General features: G+C 70.2%; 16 protein-coding genes. 11 read left to right on the forward strand and 5 right to left on the reverse strand.

The window, feature by feature from the left end; all coding sequences use genetic code 11:
* Positions 1-19 precede the first annotated feature (19 nt).
* From fetB to G361_RS0128400, 3 genes are read right to left on the reverse strand one after another with little or no spacing between them, the layout of a single operon-like run.
* Positions 20-811: an ABC transporter permease gene (gene fetB / locus G361_RS0128390; RefSeq protein ID WP_019930518.1), complete on the reverse strand. Its 792-nt coding sequence runs from the start codon at positions 809-811 to the stop codon at positions 20-22.
* Positions 808-1,467 carry an ATP-binding cassette domain-containing protein gene (locus tag G361_RS0128395; RefSeq protein ID WP_155981813.1) on the reverse strand — a complete coding sequence of 220 codons (660 nt, stop codon included), beginning with the start codon at positions 1,465-1,467 and terminating at the stop codon, positions 808-810. The genes fetB and G361_RS0128395 overlap by 4 nt, the downstream gene beginning before the upstream one ends.
* Positions 1,468-1,511: 44 nt before the next feature.
* Positions 1,512-2,420 (reverse strand): Lrp/AsnC family transcriptional regulator, encoded by a 909-nt coding sequence (locus tag G361_RS0128400; RefSeq protein ID WP_019930520.1) that lies wholly within the window; start codon positions 2,418-2,420, stop codon positions 1,512-1,514.
* A 251-nt stretch (positions 2,421-2,671) separates the two neighbouring features.
* On the opposite strand from G361_RS0128400, the gene G361_RS0128410 reads away from it, so the two are divergent.
* The 8 genes from G361_RS0128410 to speB are packed head-to-tail and all read left to right on the forward strand — an operon-like array spanning position 2,672 to position 9,802.
* On the forward strand, positions 2,672-3,505 hold the full coding sequence (locus tag G361_RS0128410; protein ID WP_019930522.1) for a transporter substrate-binding domain-containing protein: 834 nt from the start codon (positions 2,672-2,674) through the stop codon (positions 3,503-3,505).
* Between the two features lie 4 nt (positions 3,506-3,509).
* A complete protein-coding gene (locus G361_RS0128415; protein WP_019930523.1) occupies positions 3,510-4,241 on the forward strand; it encodes an amino acid ABC transporter permease in 732 nt (243 codons plus the stop codon).
* Positions 4,238-5,050: an amino acid ABC transporter ATP-binding protein gene (locus G361_RS0128420; protein ID WP_019930524.1), complete on the forward strand. Its 813-nt coding sequence runs from the start codon at positions 4,238-4,240 to the stop codon at positions 5,048-5,050. The genes G361_RS0128415 and G361_RS0128420 overlap by 4 nt, the downstream gene beginning before the upstream one ends.
* 12 nt (positions 5,051-5,062) lie before the next feature.
* Positions 5,063-6,016, forward strand: coding sequence for an NAD(P)-dependent oxidoreductase (locus tag G361_RS0128425; RefSeq protein WP_019930525.1), 954 nt, complete (start codon positions 5,063-5,065; stop codon positions 6,014-6,016).
* On the forward strand, positions 6,013-6,894 hold the full coding sequence (locus G361_RS45205) for a sugar phosphate isomerase/epimerase (protein WP_019930526.1): 882 nt from the start codon (positions 6,013-6,015) through the stop codon (positions 6,892-6,894). The genes G361_RS0128425 and G361_RS45205 overlap by 4 nt, the downstream gene beginning before the upstream one ends.
* Positions 6,891-8,084, forward strand: coding sequence for an aromatic ring-hydroxylating dioxygenase subunit alpha (locus tag G361_RS0128435; protein ID WP_019930527.1), 1,194 nt, complete (start codon positions 6,891-6,893; stop codon positions 8,082-8,084). Before G361_RS45205 ends, G361_RS0128435 begins: the two co-directional genes overlap by 4 nt.
* Positions 8,081-8,827: a class II aldolase/adducin family protein gene (locus G361_RS0128440; RefSeq protein ID WP_019930528.1), complete on the forward strand. Its 747-nt coding sequence runs from the start codon at positions 8,081-8,083 to the stop codon at positions 8,825-8,827. Before G361_RS0128435 ends, G361_RS0128440 begins: the two co-directional genes overlap by 4 nt.
* A gap of 39 nt (positions 8,828-8,866) precedes the next feature.
* Complete coding sequence (speB, locus tag G361_RS0128445) at positions 8,867-9,802, forward strand: agmatinase (protein WP_019930529.1); 936 nt, start codon at positions 8,867-8,869, stop codon at positions 9,800-9,802.
* Between the two features lie 3 nt (positions 9,803-9,805).
* On the opposite strand, the gene G361_RS0128450 is transcribed toward speB, so the two are convergent.
* Positions 9,806-13,300: a serine/threonine-protein kinase gene (locus G361_RS0128450; protein ID WP_019930530.1), complete on the reverse strand. Its 3,495-nt coding sequence runs from the start codon at positions 13,298-13,300 to the stop codon at positions 9,806-9,808.
* 302 nt (positions 13,301-13,602) lie between these two features.
* Here G361_RS0128450 and G361_RS45210 point away from each other — a divergent pair, with 302 nt between their 5' ends.
* Complete coding sequence (locus G361_RS45210; protein WP_019930531.1) at positions 13,603-14,451, forward strand: serine hydrolase; 849 nt, start codon at positions 13,603-13,605, stop codon at positions 14,449-14,451.
* 151 nt (positions 14,452-14,602) lie between these two features.
* Here G361_RS45210 and G361_RS0128460 read toward each other — a convergent pair whose 3' ends face one another.
* Positions 14,603-15,814 carry a hypothetical protein gene (locus tag G361_RS0128460; protein ID WP_019930532.1) on the reverse strand — a complete coding sequence of 404 codons (1,212 nt, stop codon included), beginning with the start codon at positions 15,812-15,814 and terminating at the stop codon, positions 14,603-14,605.
* Between the two features lie 243 nt (positions 15,815-16,057).
* Between G361_RS0128460 and G361_RS0128465 the strand changes: the two genes are divergently transcribed.
* Entirely contained in the window at positions 16,058-16,492 is a 435-nt protein-coding gene (locus G361_RS0128465; RefSeq protein ID WP_019930533.1) for an SRPBCC family protein, read from the forward strand.
* Positions 16,493-16,587: 95 nt separating this feature from the next.
* Entirely contained in the window at positions 16,588-17,016 is a 429-nt protein-coding gene (locus tag G361_RS0128470) for a nuclear transport factor 2 family protein (RefSeq protein WP_019930534.1), read from the forward strand.
* Positions 17,017-17,026: the final 10 nt, after the last annotated feature.

Here is a 17,026-nt window from a genome sequence, read left to right on the forward strand (position 1 = left end):
GCCCCCGGCGCTCAGGCTGTCAATCGACGGCGACGGGCACCAGCCGCTGCGCCTCGTCGAACAGCCACCGTTCGGCGATGCGTGCGGCGGCGAGCGCGGCCAGCGCGGCGGCGGCCAGCAGCATGTACATCACGACGATCTGATAGCGAATGGCCACCAGCGGATCCACCCCGGCGAGGATCAGGCCCGTCATCGCGCCGGGCAGGCTGATCAGCCCGACCACCTTCGTCGAGTCGATCACCGGTACCAGCGCTGTGCGCAGGGCGGAGCGGCGGTACGGCAGGAACGCCTCCTCGGCGGCCAGGCCGAGGCACAGCCGGGCCTCCACCTGCGGACGGGCGGCGATCGCGTCCTCGTGCACTCGGCGCAACGCGACCCCCGTGGCCTGCATGGCCCCGGAAACGATCATGCCGCCGACCGGGACCACCACCCGCGCCTCGGTGGAGATCACCCGCAACACCAGCAACACACCCAGGGTCAGCACCGCGCCGAAGGCGACGCCGATCGTGGCGGCCCACACCGCATGCGGCAGCCCGGCGCCGCGGCGCCCGGCCACCTGCCCCGCCACCACGATCATCAGCGCCACCCAGGCCAGCCCGCCGGGCAGGCCGGTGTGCTGGAACAGCAGCAACAGGATCGCGCCGACCGCGATCAACTGCACCCCGGCCCGGGCGGCGGCGATGAGCAGCTCCCGGGTCAGCCGCAGCCGCTGGCGATAGGCGATCCCTGCCGCGAGCGCCACCAGCAGCAGCGAGGCCGCGACACCCCACCAGCTGGGTACCGACAGTGCGTGCGCTGTGTTCGTGTTCACCGGAACTCCCGTTCACCCAGCTCGCCGAGATGTGACAGCCGGCCCTGTTCCAGCAGCAGGATCTCGTCGGCCACGGTGCCGACGAAGACGCTGTCGTGACTGACCAGGATGACGGCGCCACCGGCGGCGACGTGGCCGCGGATCAGGTCGGCGATCACCGCGGCGGCCTGCTCGTCCAGGGCCGAGGTGGGCTCGTCCAGCAGCAGCACCTCCGGCTGCACGGCCAGCCCGCGCGCCAGACAGACCCGCTGCGCCTCGCCGCCGGACAGTTCGGCACAGCGGCGATGCAGGAACGACTCCGGCAGTCCGGCGCGGGCCAGCAGCCCCACCACCTCGGCCTCGAGCAGATCCGAGCGGCCCACCCGCACCTCGTCCAGCACGATCTCGGCCAGCAGCACCGGCTGCTGGGGAATCAGCCCGACCCGGCGGCGCAACTCCAGCACGTCCAGCTCGGTCAGCGGCACACCGTCGAGGCCGATCACCCCCGACGACGGCTCGGCCAGCCGGTTCAACAGCCGCAACAACGTGGTCTTACCGACCCCGCTGGGGCCGACCAGTGCCGTGCAGCGGCCGCCCGGGAAGACGACGTCGAGGTCGGTGAACACCGTCCGATGGCCGTATGTCACCGAAACTTTGTCCAGGACAATGCTGTGCACGCCCCCACCCTGCCCTACCCGCGACGCCCTCGCATCCCCGGGGGTCAGCGCATCGGGACGCCGTACTGCTCCTTCATCAGGTCCAGATGGACCCAATTGTCGACCTCCAGTACCGGTCGCAGCGCGCGCAGCCGATCCAGTGCCGACACCACCTCGTCCAGCCGCGGTGCGTAGATCGTTCCGAGCAGATCGAACCGGCCGATGGTGGCGGCGAGGAACCGGACGCCGGGCAGTTCCGCGACCAGCGGCGACAGTCCCGACACCCGGCCGCTGGCCCGCACCCCGAATCCGACGGCCACCTCGGCGTCGCCGTGTCCGGGGGCGAACAGCGCGCCGATCCGGACGATGCCCTCGTCGATGAGGCGCAGCACCCGCATCCGCGCCGTGCCGGGGGTGGTGTCGGCCGCGGCGGCCAGTACCGCGTAGGAGGCGCGGCCGTCCTCCTGCAACCGCGCGAGCAGGCGGCGATCGAGCGCGTCCAGGGTTGCCGCAGCGACCTTCTGCGGCTGGCCGGCGTCGATCATCAGATCGGAGTAGTACAGCGTGTTGGTGTCGCGCACGCCGTCGATGCTGCGGATGCGATCCAGCGCGCCGGCCAGTTCCGCCGCGTCGCCGCAGCGGATCTCCGCGATCAGCGGATACCGCCCGCTGATCAGCGAGACGTACGGCACCTCGGGCAGGGCCGCCACTCGCGCGGCCACCTGCCGCACCGGCTGTTCGACGCTGATCGAGACGTGGGCCAGCGCCTCCAGCCCGACGGTGGCCGGGTGCACGATGCCGACGACGCGGGTGTGCCCCGATTCCAACAGCGCGTCGAGGCGTTTGGACACCGTCGGCCGAGACACGCCGAGGCGCGCCGACAGTTCGTTGCGGCCGATCCGCCCGTCCCGGCGGAGGTGATCGAGGATGCGGGCATCCAGGTGGTGGATGCCGATCGGACCCGGGGCGGTCATCCGAACTTAACAATCGACATCCGGTCCACCCCGGTTTTACAGATCGGCAGCACGGTCGCAATCTTCCGGCTACGCAGCGCCATCGATGCGAACATCTCTTTACATTTCATCGATGAAACCCCTTGTCCGGCAACTAATTACGACTAGACAAAACTTATCGCAATTTCTATGGTTCAGCCACGGTCGAGACAGCGACCGATCGACGCGCAAACTTCGCACAACCGCCACCGCACCAACAGGAGATCGACGTGATGAAAAAGCTGAAGCTGGTGGCAGCAGGGCTCGGTATCGCTCTGCTCGCCGCCGGGTGCGGCAGCGGATCCGCCGGCAGCAGCGCGCACGGGGCCGCACCCGCCGGACTGCTGAAGGACGGCGAGCTCCGGATCTGCACCGACCCGGAATATCCGCCGATGGAGTACTTCCCGGAGGGCAACACCACCGACCCGACCGGCTTCGACTCCGATGCCGCCCGCGCCCTGGCCGACCTCTGGCAGCTGAAGGTGACCTGGCAGGTCACCGCCTTCGACGGGCTGATGCCGGCATTGCAGGCCCAGCGCTGCGATGTGCTGTGGTCGGCGCTGTACATCAGCGCGGATCGCACCAAGGTGGCCGACGCCGCGCCGTTCCTGCACACCGGTCCGGGACTGCTCGTGCGCACGGGTGACACCCGCATCGCCACCGCCGACGACCTGTCCGGCAAGACGGTCGCGGTGCAGGGCGGCGGCGTCAACGAGCAGACGCTGCAGAAACTTTCGGGCAAGTTCACCGCGGCCGGCCGGCCCGGCATCACGGTGCAGGCCTATCCGAAGACCGCGGAGACGGTCGCCGCCGTCACCAACGGCAAGGCGGACGCGCTGATCGAAACCGACGTCGCCGTGGTGGACATGGTGTCGAAGTCGGGCAAGGCGCTGACCGCGGTGCCGAACGTCTTCGCCGCCGAAACGGATTTCGGCGTGTACACCCGCAAGGGCTCACCGTTGTCCGCGCCGGCCGCCGAGGCGGTGCGCACGCTGGCGAAGAACGGCGCGCTGGGTGCACTGGCGACCAAGTACGGCCTGGACCCGGCGAGGGTCGCGCAGGGATAGCGCCATGACCTTCGATCGAGACATCTTCTGGTCCGCGCTGACCTCGGCGGAGTTCCTGCACGGCGCCTGGCTGTCGCTGGCGCTGGCCGTGGTCTCGATGGCGCTGGCGACAGTGCTGGGGTTCGCGGTTGCCCTGCTGCGCACCGCGACCCGGCCCCTGCCGCGCGCGATCGGTGGCGCCTACGTGTGGTTCTTCCGGGCCATCCCGACCCTGCTGGTGCTGCTGATCATCTGGAACGCCGGGCCGCAGCTGTTTCCGGCCCTGCGGGAGCACTGGTTCACGCCGTTCCTGGCCGCGCTGTTCGGTTTCGCGGTCGTGGAGGCCGCCTACATGGCCGAGATCCTGCGCTCGGCATTGGAATCCGTGGACGAGGGCCAGCACCTGGCGGCCCGCGCGATCGGATTGGCGCCGCATCAGGTGCTGCTGAAAGTGGTTCTCCCGCAGGCGGTGAAGGTGGCACTGCCACCCACCGGCAACGAACTCATCGCGCTGCTGAAGTACACCTCACTGGCCTCGGTGATCTCGCTGCGCGAACTGCTCACCACGGCCCAGGTCGGGGTGTCGGTGACCTTCCGCTACGCCGAGTACTACAGCGCGGCACTGGTCTACTACCTCGTCATCGTCAGCGCGCTGATGGCCGTGCAGGCGCTGATCGAGCGGCGCTACCGCTGGGTCTCCCGCGCCGCCGGGGCCCGCGCGGCCGTCGCGGCGCCCGAGGCGGTGCCGGTCCGATGAACGAATCCGCCACCGTCCCGCGATCTGCCGGAGGCCCCACCGTGCACACCCCCCTGTTGCAGACCGTCGGCCTGCGCAAAAGTTATGGGACACAGACGGTCCTGGACGGCGTCGACTTCGCCATCGCGGCCGGCACGGTGCAGGCCGTGCTCGGCCCGTCCGGATCCGGCAAGTCGACCATGTTGCGCCTGATGTCGCTGCTGGAACCCGCGGACAGCGGTTCGATCCTGTTGCACGGCAAGGAGATCGGCGCCGAGTCCGGGCGCACCGGCGCCGCCGTGCGGATACCGGAGCGGCGGCTGGCGCGGCAGCGCGCCGAGATCGGCATGGTGTTCCAGCGTTTCAATCTGTTCGCGCACCTGGACGTGCTGCACAACGTCACCCTGGGCCTGACGGCGGTGCGACGGATCGGCAGGTCCGAGGCGACACAGCGCGCACAGGCCATGCTGGAACGCGTCGGCATGGCCGACCGGATGCGCCACTACCCCTCCGAACTGTCCGGCGGACAGCAGCAACGCGTGGCGATAGCCCGCGCGCTGGTGCTGGAGCCGTCGGTGATGCTGTTCGACGAGCCGACCTCCGCGCTCGACCCGGAGCTGGTCAACGAGGTCCTGGTGGTGATGGAAGATCTTGCCGCCCAGGGCATGACGATGATCGTGGTGACGCACGAGACCCGGTTCGCCCGGCGGGTCGCGCACGAGGTGGCGTTGTTCCACTCCGGTGTGATCGTCGAGCAGGCGCCGCCGGAGCAGTTCTTCACCCAGCCCGAACACGAACGCACCCGCGCCTTCCTGGCGCACGTGCACTGAAAGCGGGCCGACATGCCGGAACTCGCCGTCTACACCGATATCGACGACCTCGACCCCTCGCCGGGCGTAAAGCTGCTGCAGGACAACGGATTCCGGGTCCGCGTGCTGGCCACCCGCGATCCGGCCGAGATCGCCGCGGCCGCCGCCGGGGCCACCGCCCTGCTGGCCGGTTACGCGCCGGTCGACGCGGCGCTGCTGGATCGGCTACCGCGGCTGCGGATCGTGTCGCTGCTGTCCCGCGGTAGCGACACCGTGGACGTGGCCGCCGCCACCGCGCGTGGCGTCTGGGTGGCCGCCGTCGGGGACGCCGCCGTCGAGGAGGTCGCCACCCACGCCTGGGCACTCGCGCTGGCGCTGGTGCGCCGCCTCGACTTCTTCACCCTGTCCGGCCGCCGGGACTGGCTCGCCCGGCCCGTGCCGGGCCCGCGCCGGTTGTCCGAACTGACGCTGGGCCTGATCGGTGTGGGGCGCACCGGATCACGCGTCGCGGCGCTCGCCGCCGGATCCGTGCACCGGATCCTCGGGTACGGGCACGGGCCGATCCCGCCCGGCGTCACGGCCGCGCCGCTGGCCCAGGTGGTGGCGCAGGCGGACCTGCTGTCGCTGCATCTGCCGCTCACCGCCGCGACCACCGGACTGCTGGACGCGGACCTGCTGGCCGGCATGCGCCCCGGGGCCCAGCTGATCAACGTCTCCCGTGGCGGCCTGGTCGACGCGGAAGCTCTTGCCGCCGCGCTGGATTCGGGCCACCTCGCCGGTGCGGCACTGGACGTGCTCGACATCGAGCCGCCACCGGCCGGCGACCGGCTGGCCGGGCATCCGAAGGTGCTGCTCACTCCGCACGTCGCCTATCTGTCCGACGCCGCCGCCCGCGATTACGTGCTGACGCAGGCACGCAACGTCGTGCACTGGCGGCACACCGGCCGGCCGCTGCACCCGATCGCCGAACCGGCGGCCCGATCGTGACCGGGCCGCGGCTGGAACTGTTCAACTCACTGTGGGCGATGGAGGACCTGCCCTATCGCGGCGCGCGACCGTGGCAGCTCGAGGAACAGCTGGATCTGCTGGAGCGCAACGGGTTCGACGGCGCCGCCGTCGATCTCGGCGCGCGGCAGCGGCCCGGGGCGGCACGGCTCGCGACCGCACTGCGCGGGCGGGCACTGCGCGTCGCGGTGTTCGCCTTCGTCGCCGACGACCCGGACCTCGAGGCCGCCCTGCGGTATGCGGGCACGGTCGGCGCGGACCGAATGGTGGTGTGCGGCCGCCTCTTCGACGACGAGCCCGCCGTCCTCGCCACGGTGCTGGAGCGCTGGCACCGCCGTTGCGCCGGTGCCGGGGTGGCCATGCAACTGGAGACCCACCGCAACACACTGACCGAGGATCTGCACCGCACCGTCGCGCTGCTGCGCATCCTCGATCCGGCGATCCGGCTCGCGATGGATCTGTCGCACTACGTGTGCGGCAGCGAGATTCCGCTACCGGTGCCGGCCGCGACCGACGAACTGCTCACCGCCGTGCTGGAGCGCGCCGAATCCGTGCAGGGCCGGGTCGCGACCCGCTGCCAGGTGCAGATCCCGCTGGGCTTCCCGCAACATCGCGCCTGGGAGGACCAGTTCCGGGACTGGTGGATTCGCGCGTTCACCGCCGCCCTCCGGTACCGCGGCGGCAGCGAGCCGGTGATGTTCTGCACCGAACTCGGCACCACCCCGTACGCGATCACCGGTCCCGACGGCCGCGAGCTGTCCGACCGGTGGGCCGACACCCTCACTCTGCGCGACCGCGCCGCCGCGGCCTTCGCCACCGCCTGCGACGACCTCGCCCGCACCCCAGGAGGAACCTCGTGACCACCGCGCATACCGCCGCACAACCCTTGGGCGGCAACCACATCGCCGCGGGACCGCTGACCGAACCGCCGGCCGGCCGCGCGCTGCTGCCCGCGCGCGCCTACACCGGCGAGGACGAATTCCGGGCCGAGCAACGACTGGTGTTCGGCGCCGGATGGGTGTGGGCCGGCTATGCCCACTGGCTCGCCGAGCCGGGTGCGGTGCATCCGGTCACCGTGGCCGGGCAACCGCTGCTGCTGGTCCGCGACGAGCAGCAGCGGATCCGGGTGTTCCACAACGCCTGCCGCCACCGCGGCATGACGCTCACCGAGGAACCGACGGTGGTACGCAAACGCATCCAGTGCGCCTATCACTGCTGGTCGTTCGGACTCGACGGAAAGCTCTGCGCGGCACCGTTCTACGGCCGCGCCAAGGGGAGCGCCGTCGCTGCCGAGCTCGGTGACCGGCTGGCCCTGATCCCGGTCGCGGCCCACGTCTGGGCGGGCCTGATCTTCGTGGATCTCGCTGCCGCCGACGCCGATCCGCAGGCCTGCGCGGCCGACTTCACCGACCGGCTCGCGCCCCTGCTGCGACGCTGGTCGCACATCGCCTTCGACCGCCTGCATCCGGTCGAGGAACGCCGCTTCGACATCGCCGCGAATTGGAAACTGGTGGTGGAGAACTTCCTCGACTTCTATCACCTGCCGTTCATCCATCCTCAGGTCGGTCCGGTGGCGGCCGCGCTGGACATCGACGATCTGGTGCTGCGGCCGGACATCATGGGCGGCAGCTATCCCCGCGGCGCGGTCGGCAAGACCGGCAAGACCGAGAAACGCCTGCCGTGGCTGGGCGACCTGCCCGCCGATCTGCTCGAACGGCAGGACATCTTCTGTGTCTTCCCCAATGCCCTGTTGTTCCTGGAGGCCGACTGGTTCCAGGTGATCGGTTTCGATCCGCTGGCGCCGGGCCGCACCCTGGAGCATATGGCGGTGTTCGTGGACCGCACCGCCGCCGGGGCCGAATTCGCGGGCACCCGAACACAATTGGCCGAGGCGCTGTTCGCGGTCAACGAGCAGGATCTGCCGATCCTGCGCCGGCTGCAAGCCGGACGGCACTCCCCGGCCGCCGACGCCACCAACCTCGTCGCCGCCTGGGATCAGATCACCGCGCTGTTCCAGCAGCGGGTCGCCGACCGGGCGGGCTACCGATGAGCCCGGAGGCGCGGCTGCGGCGGGAACTGGCGGCGGTGTACCGGCTGATCGCCCATTTCGGGATGACCGACCTCATCTTCACCCACATCTCGCTGCGGCTGCCCGGCGCGCAGCCACGCTTCCTGATCAACCCGTACGGGCTGCTGTTCGAGGAGATCACCGCCTCGAATCTGGTGATCGTCGACGCCGGCGGCCACCCGGTCGGCGACGGCGGGCAGCGGGTGAACCCGGCCGGATTCGTCATCCACTCCGCCGTGCACGCCGCCCGCGCCGATGCCCACTGCGTCCTGCACACCCACACCCAGGCCGGTTGTGCGGTGGCGGCAAGCGCCGCGGGACTGCTTCCGCTGAACCAGATCTCGATGGAGTTCTACGATCGGATCGGATACCACGACTACGAAGGCGTGGCGCTCGGCCGGGCCGAACAACAGCGGTTGATCGCCGATCTCGGCGGCCATCCCGCGCTGATCCTGCGTCACCACGGCCTGCTGACCGTGGGAAGTACTCCGGCACAAGCCTTTCTGCGCATGTTCTATCTGGAGCGGGCCTGCCGGATCCAGCTGACGGCCACCGCCGCGGGCCCGGTGACCACACCACCGCCCGAGGTCTGCGCGCGCGCCGCACACCAGCTGACCACCGGCGCGGCCCCCGGCGACGACTACGCCGACCTTGATGGTTACGAGCTCGCCTGGGCGGCCCTGCTGCGACTGCTGGACCGCGTCGCCCCCGGCTACACGGACTAGCCGGACACCCAGTACCCCTCTCCCGGAAAGGATCCGCCGATGTCTCCTGTCGGACCCGTCGACGCCACCCTGGTTCCCCGTTACGCGGGCCCGGCCACCTTCGCCCGGCTGCCCCGGCTGGACGAGGTCACCGCCGCCGACGTCGCCGTCGTCGGGGTGCCGTTCGACACCGGGGTCAGCTACCGGCCCGGCGCGCGGCTGGGCCCGGCACATGTGCGCGCCTCCTCGAAACTGTTGCGGCCCTACAACCCCGAGCTCGACGTCAGCCCTTTCCAGCGGTTGCAGGTCGCCGACGCCGGCGATATTCCCTGCAATCCCTTCGACATCGGTGCGGCGATCACCGAGATCGAAAGGGCCAGCGATGATCTCACCGGGACCGGGGCCCGGCTGCTGACGCTCGGCGGGGATCACACCATCGCGCTACCGCTGTTGCGATCCGTGGCCCGCCGGCACGGACCGGTCGCCGTGGTGCACTTCGACGCCCACCTCGACACCTGGGACACGTATTTCGGCGCCGCGGTCACGCACGGCACCCCGTTCCGCCGCGCCTCCGAGGAGGGTCTCATCGACCGGGAGGCCAGTCTGCACATCGGCACTCGCGGTCCGCTCTACAGCGACCAGGACCTCGACGACGACCGCCGCCTCGGCTTCGCCACGATCACCGCGCCGCAGGTGGAGATCGACGGCGTCGCCGCGGCCGTCGACCGGATGCTGGCCCGGGTCGGCGACCGCCCGGTGTACGTCTCGGTCGACATCGACGTGCTGGACCCGGCGCACGCGCCGGGTACCGGCACTCCGGAGGCCGGTGGCCTCACCAGTCGCGAACTGCTGCACCTGCTCCGGGCGTTCCGCGCGGTGAATCTGGTGGGTGCCGACATCGTCGAGGTCGCGCCGGCCTACGACCACGCCGAGATCACCGGCATCGCCGCCGCGCACGTCGGCTACGAGCTCCTCTCCGCGATGGCCGCCGCCTGAGCGTCAGATGGTCTGCGCGACCGGCGCTGCCATCAATGCGGTGAGGAATTCCTCCGGCACGTGCGGCCATTCGGGCCGCCACCGGCCGGACTCCTGATCCGCGCGCAGTGCGGCCAGCACCGCCACCACGTACGGGCCGCCGTCGAGAAGGTAACGGACGGAACCGAAGACGGCGCACTGGGCGGCCACTCGGGCGGCCAGCGCCTTCGCCTCGCCGGTGCGGCCGGCGGCGGCGAGGCAGCCGATCAGCAGGCGGCGGGCCTTCAGCAGTTCGCGTGGACGGTCGACGGATTCCAGGCGGTCGACCCAGTCGTGCGCCCACCGGCACGCCGATTCGGGATCGTCGGGCAGCAGCAGCCGGATGGCCGTGAATTCCTCGTACAGGACGGTGAATTCGTCGACCGGATCGGCCGGGGCGCGGCGGTCGGCGTAGTCGAGCACCGGTAGTTCGCCGAATTCCGGATGCGGTGGCAGGCCCAGCCGCAACCGCTCGTTCTCGACCTCGGCGCGCAACCTCGGCAGTTGCATGGCGTGGGCCACCCGCGCACCCTCGGTGAGGCGGCGGATGGCGGCGCCCCGATCGCCGCGCAGCGCCTTGATCCGGGCGCCGACCACGAAGCGGGCCAGTTTGAAGTCGACGATGCCGGCGGTGGGCCCGAGCTTGTAGCCGTCGTCGATGAGGCGTTCGGCGGCGGCCACCTCGCCGCGTTCGTAGAGCAGTTCGCCGAGCAGCGCACCGGCCAGGCGCGCGGGATACGACTGGCTGCCACCGGTTTGGCGCGCCAGGCGCAGCGCGCGGCGGAAGTATTTCTCCGCGCCGGGGATGTCCAGTTGCAGCCCGGCGGCCACGCCCAGGAAGCAGAGTCCGTGAATCTCGTTGTACGAGCCCCGGTTCCGCCGGATGTACGGGGCCGCCCAGCGCTGGCGGCGGTGGGCCTCGTCCAGGTCGTAGCGGTAGGCGGCCACATAGGTGGCGATATTGGCCGCGATCCCGACCACGTACGGCGGCAGGCGGTCCGCGTGTTCGAAGCACGGGGCGAGCTGTTCGTCGATGCCGGACAACCGATCCGCGCGCAGCGCCACCACCGCGTGCACGACATCGGCCTGCGCGCGCAGCAGCGTGGTGTCGCCCGGCGTCCCGGTCAGCAGGTCCTCGGCCCGCCGCAGCGCCTGTCCGGCGGGATCGGGGCGGTGCAACAGGGTGTTCGCCCAGGCCAGCAGCAGTTGCAGCGGTGGATGGGTGTCGACGGCGGCGCCCGGCAGCGTGCCGACCAGGGCCAGCAGGCCCGCGGCGTGGCCGTGTTCGAGCAGCGACATGCCGTCCGCCTCGACCAGCGCGACCGCGGCCGCCTCGTCCCCGGCCCGCAACGCGTGGTCGACGGCCTCGCCGACCAGGCGCTGCCCGGCGAACCAGCGCGATGCGGTGCGATGCAGCTCGGTGATCCCCTGTGCCCGGTCCCGTTCCAGCCGCTGCCGGAGGAATTCCGCGAAGAGGTGGTCGTAGCGGAACCAGTGGCCGTCGTCGAGCCTGCGCAGGAACAGATCTCGCTGCTCGATCCGCTCCAGCACCGCCTGCCCGTCCGCGACACCGGTCAGGGCGGCGGCCAGATCGCCGCAGACCCGGTCGGAGATCGACGTGGCGGTGAGGAATTCGAGCAGGTCGGGTTCCAGGGTGTCGAGGACGTTCTCGGCCAGGAATTCGCCGATGAGGTGATGCCGGCCGCTGAGATTGCCGATCAGCCCGCCGCGATCGTCGCTGTCGCGCAGCGCGAGAGCGGCCAGGCGCAGGGCGGTGATCCAGCCCTCGGTGGCGGCGGTGAGCTCGTCGGCATCCTCCGGATCGAGCTCCGGCCCGACCAGACCGGCCAGGAAGGTCCTGGCCTCGGCCGGCTCGAATCGCAGTGCGGCGGCGCCGATCTCGACCAGGTCGCCGCGGGCGCGGGCGGCGCTCATCGGCAGGCCGGCGCGGCTGCGGCTGGTCACCACCAGGTGCAGTGCGGGACTGCAACTCTCGATCAGGAAGCGCAGCGCGGCGGTGGTGGCCGGATCGGTGACCCGATGCCAGTCGTCGATCACCACCACCAATTGCTCACCGCGGGCGTCGATATCGTTGATCAGCGAGGTGAGCACGTACCGTTCGGCCTCGTCGCCGTGCGTCGCCAGCAACTGGCCGAGCTCGCGGGCCAGCGCGGGCCGGACGGTGTGGATCGCCTCGATCAGATGTGACAGGAACCAGATGACGTTGTCGTCGTCGCGATCGACGGTCAGCCAGGCCGCGGCCGTACCCTCCGCGGTGAGCCAGCCGAACCACTGCGCGGCCAGGGTGCTCTTACCGAATCCGGTGGGGCCGTGGACGACCGCGAGTCTGCGGTCCCGGCCCCGCCGCAGCATCCCGAGCAGCCGATCACGCGCCACGAGCCCCTGGGTGGCCGGTGGCGGCCGGAAACGGGTGGCGGGCACCGGCGGTGTGGGGGTGGTGCGCGATCCCGTCGCACCGATCCGGACGGCGACGGTGCGGATGTCGGCGGCGGTGGTCCGGCTCTCCGTGGTGGCGGAGGAGGTCCGGCCGTCCGCGTCCGGCTCGGATCCGCTGTCCGCCAACGGAACCGGCAGCTCGTCCGGCGGCAGGCCGTGCCGGGCCTGGATCTCGCGCAGCCGGTCACCGAATTCGGCCGCGGTGGTGAACCGATCGGATCTGTCGCGCGACATCGCCCGCTCGATCGTGTCGGTGAGATCCGGCGGCAGCCCGTATTCGGCGAGATCCGGCACCGGCATCCGGGTGATGCGCAGGAACTGCGCCACCAGCTGCTCGCCGCTGCGCCGCTCGAACACCGCGTGCCCGGTGGCCGCGCAGAACAGCGTGGCGGCCAGGCCGTAGACGTCGGCGCCCGCGTCCGGCGGCTGCCCCTGCAGCACCTCGGGGGCGGTGAAGGCCGGCGAACCGGTCACCGTGCCCGCGGTGGTCACGAAACCGCCTGCCAGCCGCGCGATGCCAAAATCCGCCAGCTGCGGTTCGCCGTAGTCGTCGAGCAGGATGTTGCCCGGCTTCACGTCCCGGTGCAGGGTGCCGCCGCGATGGGCCGTCTCCAGCGCCCCGGCGATCTTCACCCCGATCCGCACCGCCTCGGTCCAGCCCACCGGGCCGCACTCCTGGATGTGGGCCTCCAGCGAACCGCGCGAGTGGTACGGCATGACGAGGTACGGCCGTCCGGCGGCGCTGGTGCCCACCTCGAAGAGGTCGACGATGTTGGGATGTCCGGAGAGCTTGCCCATCGCCAGCTGTTCCCGCACGAAACGTTCGAGATTGTCCGGATCCGTCTCGGCGGTGAGCAGTTTGACCGCGACCGTACGGTCCAGGGCGGGCTGGCGGCAGCGGTACACGACACCGAAACCGCCGCTGCCGATCTCGACGGGGCCGGTGAAACCGGCAGCCGCCAGCTCGGCCGCGAACCCCGCGATCGGGTCACGTTCCGTGGAGAGCGGATCGCTGTGCGTCACGACGACCTCGATACAACCTTCGACCTGAACTTCAAGGATATTCCGGTCACGGCGATCGTGGATCCCCCGGTTTCCCGGGTGTGTCGTCCCGTGTGTCCCTCGGATCGAAGCTTTCCGACTGTCGCCACGGGTTGACAGACGGTTACTATCTTTTCCTCGAGGATTCCACAGTCAGAAAAGGTTCCTATAGAGGTATGAACGCAATTCCGATCCGTCGGCGCCCGGTGCGTTGGCTGGCGTGTTGGTGTGCGGTGGTGGGGGTTTCGGCACTGGCGACCACTCAGGTGGCGGAGGCACGCCCCGTGGACCTCGCACCGGCCATGGCGCCCCCCACCGTGGCTCCGGTCACCACGTCCTCACCCGGCCTGCTCGTCGATTCGGCGACCGCGATCGCCGGGCAGATGCAGTCCGCGATCGATCTCACCGCACCCGGCAGCCAGGTCGGCATCGAGGTGGTCGACACCACCACCGGCGCCGAAATCGCCGGCGTCGACACCGATCAGCAGTTCTACACCGCCTCGGTGGTGAAGTTGCTGATCGCCCTGGACGCGCTGGAACGCGCCGATCCCGCGCCACTCCCGCCGGATGCCGCCGCGGCGCAAGCCGATCCGCCGATCGCGGATCAGGTCCGCGAGATGCTGACCACCAGTGACGACGGCATCGCCGACGAGCTCTGGGTCAGCGACGGCGGGGTCGACATCGTCACGCGGATGGCGCAGAAGATCGGCCTGCCCGGCACCGTGCCGCCCGACGATCCGGGCCAGTGGGGCGAAACCCGCACCACGCCCAAGGATGTCGCGGCGATCTACCGGTACATCACGGCCACCGCCCCGCAGCCGGAGCGTCAGGTGATCATGGACGCGCTCGAGCATGTGACCGAGATCTCCGCCGACGGCACCGACCAGTTGTTCGGCATCCCGGCCGCGCTGCTGCCGGGTGTCGCGTGGGCCGTGAAACCCGGTTGGATGGCGCTGAATTCGTCGACGACGCTCAACACCACCGGCCTGATCGCCGGCCGCCGGGGTGAGCCGCTGCGCTACATCGTCGTGGTGCTGACCACCCAGCCGGCCGATATCGGCTGGACCGCCGGCGGCGACGCGCTCACCGCCGGAGTCACGGTCCTGCGGACCGCACTGGGCCTGGAACGCTGAAACCGCCCGAGCCCGTGGCGAAGTCCCGGGCCCGGCGCGGTCTCGAATCGCGCCGACTCCCCCCGGACCCGAACCGGACCCGAAAAGATCCGGCCCGGACCGCATTTCCCGCGGTCCGGGCCGGATCTCGTCGATGTGCCGTGGCTTCAGCTCATTCGTCGTCCCGCGGCTTGGTGGACCGGGCCTTGCGCCGCTCGGCCCGCAGTTCGGCCAGTTCCTGTTCGAGCGAATCCGCGATGCGGAACTGCCCGGTGTCGTAGATGTTGAACGAATCGGTCGACGGGTTGCCGTCGTCGACGGACTTGCTCGACTTGGCACCGTTGGACTTTCCGTTGACCTTGTCGCCGGTGTCCCGGGCCGGGGCCACGGCGAAGATCGAATCCGTATTGGGCTCGTCCACATCGAGCAGCGTCGAATCGCGGTCGCTCGACACCCGATCGGAACTACGCGTGCTGCGCACCTTGGTGGTGGGCTCGGCGGCAGTGGCCTGGGCCGGCAGCGCGGCGACCGGACGGCTCGAATTCGGCTCGGGCGTACCGCCGTCGCGCAGGAAGCTCACGAACGTGGGCATCGAGCGGCGGATCTGCTCGGCCGGATCCGGCATATCGCGCACGGTCTCGGTGGCGCGCGCGATGGCGAGCCCGTACCGCGCGCTGGCGGCGTGGTGGATCAGCAGCGCGACACCGATCATCACCGGCGCCACCGCGTGCACGCACACGTCGTACCAACCGCCGGACTTCATGTACGGATAGGTGTTGAGGCCCACGGTGAGCGCGAGCAGCGCGCCTTCCGCGACCGCCACCTGACGGCGGCTGTCGATGATGCCCCACTCGGCGACCTTGTTGGTGCCGACCATGATGATCACCAGGCAGACACTGATCATCGCTTCGAGCAGGTAACTGAACCAGTACAGCGGATCGCTCGGGCCACCCGGCGCGATGTTGTGCTGCACGTTGACGGCCGACCACAGCATGCCGGCCGCCACCACGCCGGCCAGTGCCCGCAGCGACATGGACCGATGCCGGTACAGCGAGGCCAGTTTCGCGTGCGGGCTGGATTCCCGTCGCTGCGCGGCGATGGCCTTCCTGGCCAGCAACAGATCACGCATATCTGCCTTGGCGATCTCCTGAGAAGTCTTGCGCGCGTGGTTCGACGCCTTCGACAGCGCCTGCACGTGCCGCCAGCGCTGCTCACGCTCCTCCACGCGGATCTTCTCCGCGAGTTGGCGTTCGGCGGTCAGCTCGTCCTCGGACAGGGCTTCGGTCAGGGCGGGGTCGAACTGGTACGCGAGCCGCCCGCGGGCCTTCTCGACCCGCCGCGCCAGATGCGTAACCTCGTCCCCTACGGGGTGTTCGATGGTCATCTCGCCTCCAGGCCGGTGAGATTCGATGTCAGCCAGTTGATCACGGGTGGTAACGGCACAGGATATTTTTAGTCGAATACCGCCGCGAGCGAAACTCTGGATTAGCCGAGATTCCATCTTCTCTCGGCGTGGCGCGCGCGACACGCCCAGAGGCGGCCATTCCGGTCATCATCGGGACCTGCGGGTAATCGGTCGAACCGGCCAGTGAATGCCCATCGGTACGATACCGGTTAGTATGCGCGGGTGGCGAAACTGACAGTGTCGGTGGATGTACCGTTGCCGCCCGAGCAGGCGTGGGCGCACGCCGCCGATCTTCGCGAACTGGACCGCTGGCTGGTCATGCACGAGGCCTGGCGCGGCGAGGTACCCGAACAGCTCACTGCCGGAACCCAACTGGTCGGCATCGCCACGGTGAAGGGTCTGCGCAACCGGGTGCGGTGGACGGTGCGCACCGCCGACGCTCCGCACCGGCTGGCCCTCGAGGGATCCGGCAAGGGCGGCACCAAACTCGGGCTGAGCCTCGACATCGCCGCCCGGGGAACCGGTTCGGTGGTCACCGTCCGCATCGATCTGGGCGGCCGGCCGCTGTTCGGTCCGATCGGCACCGTCGTCGCACAGACGCTGAAGGGCGACATCGATCGCTCGCTGCACCGATTCGTGGAGCTGTACGCCGCGTAGGCCGTTGCGCCGCAACCGGTTCCGCCGATTCCGCCCGGACGTGTGCCGGATTCTGCTGGCATGGGGTCCGACCCATCGACGGCACGGAGGCGGATATGTTGTCGCAGCAGGAGATTTCGGATCGGCTGGAGATCCAGGAGCTGATGGCGCGGTACGCGCACGCGGTCGACTCCCGGCAGTGGGATCTGCTCGACGACATCTTCACCGCCGACGCGTACATCGACTACTCGGCCACCGGTGGCGCCGCGGGCGATCCGGCCGCGACGAAGAAATTCCTCGCCGAGGTGCTGCCGAATTTCCTCGCCTATCAGCATCTGATCGGGAACGCGATCATCACCGTGGCCGGTGACACCGCCACCGCCCGCTCGATGTGCCACAACCCGATGGTGATGTCCGACGGTAAGGGCGGGCAGCAGGTACTGCTCAACGGGATCTGGTACGTCGACGAGTACGTGCGCGCCGACGGCCGGTGGCGGCTGCGGCGGCGGCACCAGGAGAAGAGTTATCAGCTGCTGATCCCGTGACCTGTGGCGC

Source organism: Nocardia sp. BMG111209 (assembly GCF_000381925.1).
Taxonomy (GTDB): Bacteria; Actinomycetota; Actinomycetes; order Mycobacteriales; family Mycobacteriaceae; genus Nocardia.